This window comes from Stenotrophomonas sp. Br8 (assembly GCF_014763005.1).
Classification (GTDB): domain Bacteria; phylum Pseudomonadota; class Gammaproteobacteria; order Xanthomonadales; family Xanthomonadaceae; genus Stenotrophomonas; species Stenotrophomonas lactitubi.
The window spans coordinates 102,118-113,966 of the sequence record NZ_JACGTN010000017.1; the positions used below are offsets into that span (position 1 = coordinate 102,118).

At 67.0% G+C, this 11,849-nt stretch carries 14 protein-coding genes and 1 other RNA gene; 3 read left to right on the plus strand and 12 right to left on the minus strand.

Features of this window, described 5'->3' with window-relative positions; genetic code table 11:
* Positions 1–636: a thiamine phosphate synthase gene (thiE, locus tag H3005_RS15625; RefSeq protein ID WP_191078552.1), complete on the minus strand. Its 636-nt coding sequence runs from the start codon at positions 634–636 to the stop codon at positions 1–3.
* 34 nt (positions 637–670) lie between these two features.
* On the opposite strand from thiE, the gene H3005_RS15630 reads away from it, so the two are divergent.
* The gene (locus H3005_RS15630) at positions 671–895 is read left to right on the plus strand and encodes a rubredoxin (RefSeq protein WP_025874193.1); all 225 of its coding nucleotides are present in this window, start codon (positions 671–673) and stop codon (positions 893–895) included.
* Positions 896–966: 71 nt separating this feature from the next.
* Here the strand turns inward: H3005_RS15630 and H3005_RS15635 are convergent, their stop codons facing one another.
* The 8 genes from H3005_RS15635 to H3005_RS15670 all read right to left on the minus strand — a co-directional run bounded on the left by H3005_RS15635 (position 967) and on the right by H3005_RS15670 (position 5,187).
* Positions 967–1,812, minus strand: a complete 846-nt coding sequence (locus tag H3005_RS15635) for a SirB1 family protein (protein WP_089236681.1) — start codon at positions 1,810–1,812, stop codon at positions 967–969.
* Positions 1,813–2,097: 285 nt separating this feature from the next.
* A complete protein-coding gene (locus H3005_RS15640; protein WP_180165848.1) occupies positions 2,098–2,544 on the minus strand; it encodes a DUF192 domain-containing protein in 447 nt (148 codons plus the stop codon).
* Positions 2,545–2,564: 20 nt separating this feature from the next.
* On the minus strand, positions 2,565–3,212 hold the full coding sequence (gene rpiA, locus H3005_RS15645; RefSeq protein WP_099820806.1) for a ribose-5-phosphate isomerase RpiA: 648 nt from the start codon (positions 3,210–3,212) through the stop codon (positions 2,565–2,567).
* Between the two features lie 24 nt (positions 3,213–3,236).
* Positions 3,237–3,716: an EVE domain-containing protein gene (locus tag H3005_RS15650; protein WP_191078553.1), complete on the minus strand. Its 480-nt coding sequence runs from the start codon at positions 3,714–3,716 to the stop codon at positions 3,237–3,239.
* A complete protein-coding gene (locus H3005_RS15655) occupies positions 3,713–4,306 on the minus strand; it encodes a 5-formyltetrahydrofolate cyclo-ligase (RefSeq protein WP_191078554.1) in 594 nt (197 codons plus the stop codon). The genes H3005_RS15650 and H3005_RS15655 overlap by 4 nt, the downstream gene beginning before the upstream one ends.
* Before the next feature lie 83 nt (positions 4,307–4,389).
* A non-coding RNA gene (gene ssrS, locus H3005_RS15660) (6S RNA) lies at positions 4,390–4,575 on the minus strand.
* Between the two features lie 97 nt (positions 4,576–4,672).
* Positions 4,673–4,969: a cell division protein ZapA gene (locus H3005_RS15665; protein ID WP_100553461.1), complete on the minus strand. Its 297-nt coding sequence runs from the start codon at positions 4,967–4,969 to the stop codon at positions 4,673–4,675.
* Positions 4,966–5,187: a TIGR02449 family protein gene (locus tag H3005_RS15670; protein WP_025874200.1), complete on the minus strand. Its 222-nt coding sequence runs from the start codon at positions 5,185–5,187 to the stop codon at positions 4,966–4,968. The genes H3005_RS15665 and H3005_RS15670 overlap by 4 nt, the downstream gene beginning before the upstream one ends.
* A 153-nt stretch (positions 5,188–5,340) precedes the next feature.
* Here H3005_RS15670 and H3005_RS15675 point away from each other — a divergent pair, with 153 nt between their 5' ends.
* Entirely contained in the window at positions 5,341–5,889 is a 549-nt protein-coding gene (locus H3005_RS15675; RefSeq protein WP_089236676.1) for a YecA family protein, read from the plus strand.
* Positions 5,889–7,217 carry an aminopeptidase P N-terminal domain-containing protein gene (locus tag H3005_RS15680; protein WP_165781001.1) on the plus strand — a complete coding sequence of 443 codons (1,329 nt, stop codon included), beginning with the start codon at positions 5,889–5,891 and terminating at the stop codon, positions 7,215–7,217. The genes H3005_RS15675 and H3005_RS15680 overlap by 1 nt, the downstream gene beginning before the upstream one ends.
* A 476-nt stretch (positions 7,218–7,693) precedes the next feature.
* Here the strand turns inward: H3005_RS15680 and pepQ are convergent, their stop codons facing one another.
* The 3 genes from pepQ to H3005_RS15695 all read right to left on the minus strand — a co-directional run bounded on the left by pepQ (position 7,694) and on the right by H3005_RS15695 (position 11,748).
* Positions 7,694–9,025: a Xaa-Pro dipeptidase gene (gene pepQ / locus H3005_RS15685; protein ID WP_191078555.1), complete on the minus strand. Its 1,332-nt coding sequence runs from the start codon at positions 9,023–9,025 to the stop codon at positions 7,694–7,696.
* 75 nt (positions 9,026–9,100) lie between these two features.
* On the minus strand, positions 9,101–9,475 hold the full coding sequence (locus tag H3005_RS15690) for a PilZ domain-containing protein (protein ID WP_100553459.1): 375 nt from the start codon (positions 9,473–9,475) through the stop codon (positions 9,101–9,103).
* Complete coding sequence (locus H3005_RS15695; RefSeq protein WP_191078556.1) at positions 9,472–11,748, minus strand: DUF1631 family protein; 2,277 nt, start codon at positions 11,746–11,748, stop codon at positions 9,472–9,474. Before H3005_RS15695 ends, H3005_RS15690 begins: the two co-directional genes overlap by 4 nt.
* Positions 11,749–11,849: the final 101 nt, after the last annotated feature.

Below are 11,849 nucleotides of genomic sequence, written 5' to 3' on the forward strand. Positions count from 1 at the left end.
TTACTGCGGCGTATCGAATCGGGCGAGGTAGGCGCGCTGGGTCGCGACCGGGTCCTGCGCGGCGTAGATGCCGCTGACCACGGCCAGCAGATCGGCGCCGGCATCGATGATGGGACCGACATTGTCCGGGCTCAGGCCGCCAATCGCCACCCGCGGCACGCCCAGTGCGGCGCTTTGCCGCAGCAGGTCGACGTGGGCGCGGTTGCTGGTGACCTTGGTGGTGGTGGGGAAGAACGCGCCGAAGGCCACGTAGCTGGCACCCTCGGCCACGGCACGCTCGGCATTGGCCAGCTGGTCGTAGCAGGACGCGCCGATGATGGCGTCGGGGCCGAGCAGGCTGCGCGCGGCGCCGATGTCACCGTCGGTGCCGCCCAGGTGCACGCCGGCCGCGCCGATGGCCTGGGCAAGCGCCGGGTCGTCGTTGACGATCAGCGGCACGCCATGGGCTGCGCACAAGGCCTGCAGGGCCGTGGCCTGTTCCCGCCGCAGGGCATCGCTGGCGGTCTTGTTGCGGTACTGCAGCCAGGTGGCGCCGGCAGCCAGCAGCGGCGCGGTGCGCGCCAGCAGGCGGGCGGTATCGGGTTCATCCGGGGTGATCAGGTAGACGCCGCGGGGCGTCGGGGAAGCAGAAGTCATCGATGGCTACCGGTGAGTGGACCGCGATGGGACAATGGCGGCCCGTGAATCCAGCCCTGATTATCCGATGAGCGAAGCCACCCCCACCACCCTGCGTACCTGGATGTGCGTGGTCTGCGGATTCCTGTACCGCGAAGCGGATGGGCTGCCGGAAGAGGGCATCGCTCCGGGAACGCGCTGGGAAGACATCCCCGAGACCTGGACATGCCCGGATTGCGGCGTGACCAAGGACGATTTCGAGATGGTCGAGATCGACTGAGCGCAATCGCCGCCGGGCATGGCCCGGCGCTACCGGTGGGTGCGGACCGTCCGTCCGCACACCGGACAACCTCAATGCAGCCGTGGTGCCGGCCCGCCGAGATCAATCAGCTTCTCGCGCAGCCATTGCGCGTCGCTGGCCTCGGGGTTGCGCTTCAGGTACAGGCCCAGGTCGGTGCGGGCCCCGGCCAGGTAGTCCAGCTGCAGATAGGCCAGGCCGCGATCACGCAGGGCATCGTCCTGTTCGGGGGCGAGCTTGAGCAGGCGATCGGCACTGCGCGCGGCACGATCCCACTCGCTGGCTTCGGCATAGACCCCATGCAGGTTGCGCAGCATGCGGATCAGGATCGCGCGGCTCGGTGCAGGATCGAGGATCTGCGCCAGCACCTGGTCATCGGGCATCTGCCCGCCCAGGTGCGACTTGGCGCGTTCGCGCAGTTCGTCCACGTCCAGCGGGCGGCCACCGTTGAACGGGTCCATCACCAGCACGCCATCGTCGACCGGCAGGCGCACCAGGAAATGACCGGGAAATGACACCCCGTCAAGCGGAATGCCCAGCCGTCGCGCCACTTCCATCTGCACCAGCGCCAGCGATATCGGATTGCCCAGACGGCGCTCGAAGACCTGGTTGAGGTAGCTGTTGCGCGGGTCGTAGTACTCCTGGTGATCGCCGCTGTAACCCAGCTCATCGAACAGATGCCGGTTGATGGCCGCCATCTTCAGCGGGCTGTGCTCGATGCTGTCCACCTCGGCGCGCAGGTGCTCGACGTGGCTCTGCACCAGCGCATCGTAGGTCGACGGCTGCAGATCGGGATATTCATCGCGCGCGATCAGCAACGCGGTCGGCAGCAGTGGCAGCGCCTCGTCGTCGAAGGCGGCCAGTGCATCCCAGTCGGGGAGAGTGATCCGGTCCTGCATGTCCACAGACTGGCGGCAATCGTGGGCGGTTTCAAGCAGTGCGGCGTGAATTTCTCATCCCACCGATTTCCCATCCACGCATGGCGTGGATCTACCGTGTCGACCAAGGTCGACACATACCAACAGCAGCAGGAAGCTGTCGAAGGCGGGGTGGGTCCGGTTGCGGGGGCGTGGGATGGATTCACGGCGTCCCCCGCAACCGGACCCACCACGCCAACCCACGGATAGCCCGCTTTTGACGTTGATGTTGATTCGGCGGGTGCCGGGCGCAGCCCGGCCGAACCTTTATTTCTCGATGCCCGGGCCGAAGGTCAGCTCGGTACCATCCTTCAGCTTGAGCTTCTCCGCCTGGCCGGCATTGAGCTCCAGCACGAAGCGCGCCGGGCCACCGCTGGGGTAGGGCGGGCACATGTCGCCGGCCGAGCACGGCGGCACGTCGCGCTGCTGGCTCACCAGCCGCCGCTCGCTGTCGAAGTACAGGATGTCCAGCGCGATCTTGGTGTTCTTCATCCAGTACGCCTGCATTTCCTCGCGGTCATGCACGAACAGCATGCCGTGGTCCTCGGCCATCTGGTCGCGGAACATCAGCCCACGCGCACGGGTTTCATCGTTGGTGGCCAGTTCAACGTCATAGCGTGCGCCGCCCAGTTCCACCCAGTGGCGGGCGGCATCGGTGGCGCAGCCGGTCAGGGCCAGCAGCGGAAGCATCAACAGGGAGCGCAGCAACGACATCGTAGGGTCCTTCGAAAGGGTCAGAGCACGATCGGCGGCTCACCGCCGACGATCACCACATCGGCACGGCGGCGCGCGAACAGGCCGACACAGACCACGCCCGGCAACTGGTTGAGCTCGCGCTCCAGCTTTTCCGGGTCGGTGATCTGCAGGTTGTGGATGTCCAGGATCTGGTTGCCGTTGTCGGTCACCACGCCTTCGCGCCAGGTCGGCTGGCCGCCGGTCATGTCGCGGATCTGGCGGGCAACCAGGCTGCGTGCCATCGGGATCACTTCCACCGGCAGCGGGAACCTGCCCAGTACCGGCACCTGCTTGCTCGGGTCGACGATGCAGACGAAGCGCTCGCTGGCCTCGGCGATGATCTTCTCGCGCGTGAGTGCAGCGCCGCCGCCCTTGATCAGGCACTTGTTGGCATCACACTCGTCGGCGCCATCCACGTACAGCGACAGCGTGCCGGTGTGGTTCAGTTCGATCACCTCGATGCCGTGCTGCTTCAGGCGCGCGGTGCTCTGCTCGGAACTGGACACCGCACCCTTGATGCGATGCTGGATGCGGGCCAGCGCATCGATGAAATAGGCGACGGTGGAGCCGGTACCGACACCGACGATCATGCCGTCTTCGACGTACTCGATGGCCTTTTCGGCGGCCAGGCGCTTGGCTTCAGACATTGCGGGGAGCTCTCAGGCAGGGAATCAGGATTTCTTTTCCAGCGACAGCAGCAGCTTCCACTGCGTAGCGGTCACCGGGAACACCGACAGGCGGTTGCCCTTGGCAACCAGCGGGAAGCCTTCGCCGAGTTCCTCGGCGTGCAGCTTGATCTCGTCCAGCGCGATCACCTGCTTCAGCTTGCGATCGAAGGCCACGTCCACCAGCATCCAGCGCGGGTTCTCGCGCGTGCTCTTGGGGTCGTGGTAGTCGGATTTCGGATCGAACTGGGTGTCATCCGGGTAGGCCGCGCTGGCCACCGTGGCCAGGCCGACGATGCCGGGCACCTTGGTATTGGAGTGGTAGAACAGGATGCCGTCGCCGACCTGCATGCCGTCGCGCATGAAATTGCGCGCCTGGTAGTTGCGCACGCCGTTCCAGGGTTCAATCTTGACCTTGGCCAGGTCATCGATGGAAAAGGCGTCCGGTTCGGACTTCATCAGCCAGTAGCGCTTGCGGGCGGTCATGCGTTCACGGGGGCAGCGGAAGGGAGCAGGGTGCCGGCTTCAGTGCAGATCGCATCCACCGGCACGTCCCAGGACGCTACCGGCAAGGACTCGACCTGCTGCACCGAGAATGCCGCGCCGACCAGCCAGGGTGGCGCCGGCCGATCATGGCGGAAGGCGAAGCTGCGATCATACCAGCCGCCTCCCATTCCCAGCCGCCGGCACTGTGCGTCGAAGCCCACCAGCGGCGTCACCACCAGGGCCATCTGCGCGGGTTCCAGCGTGTCTTCGAGGGCGATGTCCGGTTCGGGGATGCCGTAACGGTTGCTGGTCAGCGGTTGGCCGGGGCGCCAGGGCGCGAAGCGCAACACGTCGCCGTGCAGTACCGGCAGGCAGTAACGCAGCGTGTCGGGTAGCTGCAGCTGCCAGCGATGCAGGGCGATCTCGCCATCCAGCGCCCAGTAGCCGGCCACGGCGCCTTCGCGCGGGGCGAACGGCAGTGTCAGCAGCGCATCGGCCAGCGATTCGGCAGCGGCGATACGGGCGGGGGCGGAGAGGTCGCGGCGGCGTTGCCGCAGGTCGTGGCGCAAGGCCTGTCGCGGGTCGGTCATGGCAGCGTGCGGCAAGGATCAGCCGTCATTGTGCCGGAAAGAACAAGGGCGACGCCCGAAGACGCCGCCCTTGCTGGAATATTGCATTCTCCGCAATGTCGATGCATGCGAAACGACCTTGAACCCGCGGGCTCAAGTGGGAACGTTGGAGAACCATCGGGCTTCCCGCTGCAAGGCGGACCTGCACTCCCGGCGCTGTCGCGCTCCCGGTGTCGTTCTTAAGGGACAAGGCGAATGTTTGCACATGCCGTCGAGTACCGCAGAGAACGCGTGGCCATTATAGCCAGCACGCAGGATCTGGATAGGCCGTTCGTCGGCAACAGTGCGTGCCAATTCAGAAAAGAGAAGGCGCATTCCGCGCCTTTTTCACGTGCTGCTGTCGATTGCCCGGTCCAGACGCCGGTTCAGGTCGGCCAGGGTCTGCTGCAGGGCCACCGCCTGGCGGGCGTTCTCATCGCGCAGCTGCTGCAGTTCGTGCGCCAGGTTGAGCGCTGCCAGCACCGCGATGCGGTCGACGGCGGCCATCCGGTTGCTGCCACGGATCTCGCGCATGCGCGCATCCAGCAGGCGGGCGGCCGCCATCAGGCTGTCGCGTTCATCGCCACCGACACCAACCGTGTATTCACGGTCGAGGATGCGGACGCTGACCGGTTCGGCACTCATGTGTGCTGCTCCAGGGATTTGAGCCGGGTGATCATCGCTTCCACCCGCGAACGCGCCTGCTCGTTCTTGGCCAGCAGCGTCGAGCGCTCGGCCACCAGCTGTTCCTGCTGGTGGCGCAGGCTGCGGTTCTCCTCGGCCAGCCGCTGGTTGCGGTCGAGCAACGCCTCCACACGGGCGGCGAAGGCCTGCAGCTGGGCAAGGGGATCGGCGGGTTCCATGCCCGCACGATAGGCAAGCCGGGTCAGGGCGGTCAAGCACTGTCGCAGCAGGCCCCGGCGGCTACGGAGAGCAGGCGGACAGATTGCTACACTACCCGGCTCACGGGCGCGCGCGTGCGCGCTCCGTAGTTTCCCTTCCGAACGAGCCGCACGATGACCGAACTTCCCTCCGTCGACGACGTTACCCGCGCCAGCCAGGAACTGGGCCTGGGCGCCACTGCTGCCGAGCTGCATGGCGGGCTGTGCGGCTGGCTGGCCGCTGGCGGTGCCCCCGGCAATGACTGGCCGGCGCGCGTGCTGGCCGACGACAATCTGCCGCAGGTGGCTGCCGACAGTGCGCTGGCGCAGTTGCTGGAGGCCACCATCAAGCAGCTGGAAGACCGTGACTTCGCCTTCGAGCTGCTGTTGACCGACAGCAGTGACGTGGCCGCGCAGGCGGATGCCATGTTCAGCTGGACCCGTTCTTTCCTGGGCGGCTTCGGCCTGGGCAGTGGCGGCCACCGCCCGACCTTGTCCGAAGAAGGCGAGGAGGCGCTGAACGACCTGGCCAGCCTGGCCCGTGCCTCGAGCGAGGACTTCGAAGCAGGCGGTGATGATGACGACGAAGCCCTGTCGGAAATCGAAGAGTTCATCCGGGTGGCGGTGCTGCTGCTGCACGGTGACGTGGTGCTGGCCGCGCGCCATCGGCAGCGCCTGAACTGATGGATATCAAGCAGCGCACCGGCATCGCTGCCGGCGAATACAAGCGTCGCCGCCGGCAACTGATGGACATGGCGGGCGAAGACGCGATCCTGGTGCTGCCGGCGGCATCGGAGAAGGTGCGCAGCCTCGATACCCATTATCCGTACCGGCAGGATTCGGATTTCCAGTACCTGACCGGCTTCCCGGAGCCGGAAGCGGTACTGGTGCTGATTCCCGGTCGCCGCCACGGCGAAGCCATCCTGTTCTGCCGCGAGCGCGATCCCGAGCGCGAAGCCTGGGATGGCGGTCGCGCCGGCCAGGAAGGCGCTGTGGCGCAGTACGCGATGGACGATGCCTACCCGATCACCGATCTGGACGACATCCTGCCGGGCCTGCTGGAAGGGCGGTCGCGGGTGTACTACCACTTCGGCCGCGATGCGGATTTCGACCTGAAGCTGATCGGCTGGGTGAACCGCGTACGATCGCAGGTGCGTCACGGTGCGCAGCCGCCGCATGAGTTCCTGGAACTGGGCCATCTGCTGCACGAGCAGCGGTTGTTCAAGTCCGGTGCCGAGGTGGCGTTGATGCAGCGCGCGGCCGACATCAGCGTGCTGGCACATCGTGCCGCCATGCAGGCCGCGAAGGCCGGCATCCACGAGTACGAACTGCAGGCCGAACTGGAGCGGGTGTTCCGCGCCAACGACGCGGTGCCTGCGTACTGCAGCATCGTCGGTGCCGGCCGCAACGCCTGCATCCTGCATTACCGCGACAACAACGCGCGTTCGCGCGACGGCGAACTGGTGTTGATCGACGCCGGTGCCGAGTTCCGCGGCTATGCCAGCGACATCACCCGCACGTTCCCGGTCAACGGTCGTTTCAGCGCCGAGCAGCGCGCGCTGCATGATCTGGTGGGGGCGGCGCAGGCGGCGGCACTGGCCCAGGCCAAACCGGGAGTAGCGTACGAAATGGGCCATCTGGCGGCGGTGCAGACCCTCACCGAGGGGTTGCTGCAACTGGGCCTGTTGAAGGGCACGCTGGAAAAGAATCTTGCCGAAGGGTTGTACCAGCGTTTCTACCGGCACAAGACCGGGCACTGGATCGGGCTGGATGTGCACGACGTAGGCGATTACCGCCTGGCCGGCGATTCGCGCCTGCTGGAGCCGGGCATGGCATTCACCATCGAGCCGGGGCTGTACATCGGCGTGGACGACACGACGGTGGAGCCGCGCTGGCGCGGCATCGGCATCCGTACCGAAGATGACGTGCTGATCACCGACGACGGGCATCGGGTGTTGACCGAAGGCCTGGAGCGCAGCGCCGACGAGATCGAAGCGTTGATGGCGGGGTAAGGATTTTCGGCAGGGCTTGCAGCCCTGCACCTGCAGAGGCAACAGCCAAAGCCAGAGCGGCATTGCGTGGGATGGCGGGGCGGTGTGGGTAGTCAGGACACGCCGTAAACCCATCCATGGCGCCAACGGTCCTGCCCACCCACACCGCCCCACCTCTGACAGATTCCTGCGGCTGTTGGTAACGGCGATTGTTGGAACGCGCGATTGTTGGGACGCGCGGCCGTTGGTAGGTGTCGACCTTGGTCGACACAGAGCGAGCGCAGCGAGCGACCCGCTTTTGCTTTTCTTTCTTTCTTCCGTGGCTGGCCGCGCACGGAAACTGTCCGTGGCCGGGCGGGTGGGCTGCGCAGGGGCGTAAGCGCCCTGGATGGCGCGCCCGAGCCTACAGGGACGTATTTACGGCGTCCCCTGCGCAGCTCACCCGCCCGGCCAAGCCTCAGTAGTCTCGATGCGTTTCGCGACCAACCACGAGGGGCTCAGCCGTTCGCCGCCGCAAACACCGGCCGCGTCAGATTGTCCGCCTCGGCATCAGTGCACAGCACTTCGTCTTCGATGCGGATGCCGCCGTACGGGCGGAAGAAGTCCACGCGATCCCAGTTGATCGCATCGCCATGACCGGCAGCCTTCACTTCGTTCAACAGCATGTCGATGAAGTACAGGCCCGGTTCGATCGTCACCACCATGCCCGGTTCCAGTACACGGGTCAGGCGCAGGTACGGATGACCCGCCGGGCGCTCGATGCGGCCGCCTTCGTCACTGGCAGCGAAACCGGCCACGTCGTGCACCTGCAGGCCGATCAGGTGACCGATGCCATGCGGGAAGAACGCGGCGCTGACGCCGGTTTCCAGCGCAGTCTGCGGCGACACCTTGATCACTCCGAAGTCCTTCAGCACGCCCATCAGCGACAGATGCGCATCAACATGCAGCTGCTTGTAGTCGAAGCCCGGGCGCACCGCTGCGCACATTGTCTGCTGCGCGGCATCGACGGCTTCGATCATTGCCGCGAACTCGTCATGGCCGGCGGCGGCGTAGGTGCGGGTGATGTCGCTGGCATAACCATGCGCGCTGGCGCCGGCGTCGATCAGGAAGCTGCGCATCGGCTGCGGTGCCTTGCGGCCCAGTTCGGTGTAATGCAGCACTGCCGCATGTTCGTTCAGGGCCACGATGTTGCCGTACGGCAGTTCAGTGGCGTCCTGGCCCACGGCCTGGCAGTACGCCATGTGGATGCTGAACTCGTCGGCGCCATTGCGGAACGCCGCTTCGGCTGCGCGATGGCCGCGCACGCCCAGCACCTGCGCCTGGCGCATCAGTGCGATTTCATACGGCGTCTTGCTGCCGCGATGCCATTCCAGGTAGTTCACCACCGGCGCCGGGTTGTTCGGCACATACGCGCCCAGCGCGCTCTGCGGTTCACCCAGGATCGCGCAGCGCGCCGGGTCGGACGGCAGCAGTGCCAGCGCTTCCTCGGGCGTGCGGATGATGTGGATGTCGAAGTGCTCGACCCACCAGCCGCTCGGTGCATCCGGCACTACATGCCAGTAGTCGAACGGCTGGTGGAAGATCACCGCCGGGCGCTTGCCCGGGGTGAACACGATCCAGCTGTTGGGCACCCGGGTCAGCGGCAGCCAGGCCTTGAACTGCGGGTTGACCGCGTACGGGTAGTCACGGTCGTCGAAGACCTGGTAGTGCAGGGTGCCGCTGGGCACCACCAGGTGGTCGAAGCCGCCGCGTGCCAGCGCCTGCTCGGCGCGTCGGCACAGCACGGCCAGGTGGTCGGGATACAGGGCGCCGGGGTCTTGCTGGATCATTGCGGTGGCTCGACACGGAAAACGGCCCTAGATTCTGCCGGATACCGACGCACTCCGCTGTGCCGGAACCGGCACTCAGCCCGTCGAAACCGGTGCCTCGTCGCTGTCTTCGCCGATCCACAGGCGTAGTTGCTGCCGATGCTCGCGTGACAGGGTCAGGAAGCGGAAGCCTGCCCAGCTCTGGCCGGGCGCATGCGCCGGTTCGCTCCACAGCAGGTGTACGCCGACATCGATCACCTCGCTGCGACCATCGGCCAACGGCAACGGGAAGCGCAACTGATACAGCGCATCGTCGCGCAGCGCGGCGCTGGCCAGCATCAGCATGCCGGTCTCGGACACGTTGCCCAGCCGGCCGACCACGCTGTCGCGCATCTGGTCGGTCACCGGCACCAGGTCGGAGACCTGCCGTCGCGGCGCGCGGCGGGTATCAAGGGGCGGTTGCGTACTCATGCGTTGGGCTCCTGTGGGCGACGTCCGGCGAGCGTGCGCAGTGCGCTCAGGCTGGCCTGCCAGGCGCGGTCGACCAGACGGCCCTTGTCTTCGGTGACCAGTTGCGCGCGTCCGGCGCTCATCTGCCGGGCCAGCGTATCCAGGGTGGTTTCGCCGATCTTCTGCCCACGCGCGTTGACGAACAGCACATGGCCGGTCAGCAGGCTGTACCAGGACAGGCGCTGGCGACGCAGAGTGCCTTCGCCGTCATCGATATCGAACCAGCTGCCGAAGGGCAGCGCGCACAACTGCTGGTAGCAGGCCTCCTCGGCCTCGCTGCGCGGTGCGGAATCGCTTGCCAAGGGCTGTGCGCCTGCGTGTTCGCCCAGACGCGCATGCGCCTTCAGGCGCGCGCTGAGTTCGGTGCGTGAGGTGCTTTCATCTTCGCCACCGGGTGTGGACAGGCGGCGCGCGACGGCTGCGGCTTCCTCTGCGTGGTAGCCGACCTGCAGCAGGGCCGATTCAACCTCGGCGGCCAGCGGAGCATCGGTCACGCTGCTTTCGCTGGCGGCCTCGGCAGTGATCGCCGCGATGCGTTCGGTCTGCTGCAGGCGCTCCTGCCATTGCGGCGAATCATCACCGTGGCGCAGGCGGGTCAGCGTCAATGCGTCCGCCCAGGCCTGGCGCAGCAGTGTCTGCACGAAGCGTGGCGGCTCCTGCGTGTCGCAGCACTGGTCGATCTGCGCATTGGCCTGGCGTCGCGCCAGTTCCAGCCGTTCCTTGCCGCGTGCGGCTTCCACGTGACGGCGTTCGGCCAGTTCGGCGCGGTGCGCGGCGGCACGCTGGTGCTGCTGTATTTCTTCGTTGGCGGTGGCAAAGGCCTCGGGCGTCCGCGCATCCTGGCCGAGCAGGCCCTGCACGCTCTGCGCCAGCCGTTGCAGCAGCTGCGGATCGACATCGTCATCGCCGAGCCAGCTGGCGCCGGCTTCAGCGACATGGTTGAGCAGTTCGCGTGCCGGGTGTTCGTCGCGAACGAAGAACCCGGGATCGGCCATCGCTGCGCGCGCCAGTGGTACCTGCAGGCGCGCGAGCAGCGCGGCCGGCACCGGGTCCGGACGTTGCTGCTGCTGTACCTGCTGCAGCAGCAGGCGCAGCAGATCAAGATTGTCACGGTCGTGGCTGCCAAGGCTTGCCTGCGCGCCATGTTCGCTGCGCAGCTGGGCGACCACGGCGGCCTGCAGATCGGTCATGGCGCTGGCGGCGCTGGCCTGACCCTGCAGGCGCGCCAGCACGGCATCAACCGCTGCACTGGGCAGGGCAGCGGGATCGGCCGCTGGTTGCGGGGTCGGCCGTGCCCGTTGCAGCATTTCATGCAGCACGCTGTTGGCCGGTACCGTCAGCCCGGCCGAGGCGCCGGGCGCAGCCGCATCGGCGAAGGCGTCCTGCATCAATGTCGACCACGAGCCGGCCGGTGCCGAGCCACCCCAGCCGGTCATCGGCGTGGGCACGCGCGGTGATGGGCGTCCGCTGCGTCCGCTGCCGACCGACTGGGTGATGATCCGGCGGGTGCTGGAAGAACGCGCCAGGTACGGGGTGTAGACCAGGCCTGGCAGGATGCCGTGCTGCGCCAGCAGCGCATTGGCACGGTCCAGCACATTGCCCAGCCGCTCCAGCACCTGCCGCTCGAAACTGCGGTACAGCGCCATCTGGACGTCGGCGCTGAGGGCATCCTGTTCGGCCAGCTTGCGCACCATTGCGCACAGGGCCTGCGGTGCCAGGGGCAGGGTATCGGCTTCAAAGGCCGGCGCGCCGGCAACAACACCCAGACGCTGGCCGAGCAGGTTCAAGGCGTTGGCCGAACGCAGCGTTTCCCGGCGCACCATTTCGGTCAGCAGCAGGTCGCGGTCGACCTCATGCTCGGCTACCAGGGTCAACCCCAGCATGCCGGGCAACGGCGGTGGGGTGACGGCGGCCACGACCGCGGCGGCCGGTTCACGCAGCCGCGCAAGCGCATCAGCCAGTGCATCGAGCATGCGGTCGCTGAAGTGACCGGCGAACGCATGCAGCTGCCCGCGCTGGCCCAGCAGGTCAGCCTGCTGTTGCGGGTTGCGGGCATGGTCGGCGTCATGCAGCAGGGTCTGCTCCAGCGCTTCCACGGTGAGGATCAGCGGTGCCGTCAGGGCCTGGTGGCACAGGCCGATCAACGCGCCCAGCAGCTCGCGTACACGCGGCGGCAGGTCGGCCGCGGCCAGGCGGGCAGTGTCGGCACTGGAAAGAGAGAAGACAGCAGACATCGGCGAGGGGGTCCGGATTCCCGCGTATCGAACTTGGAATCTACCGTGTCGGCCGGTGACGGCGCTACTTTAGCCGCAGATTCATTCAGCGCGGCCTTCCA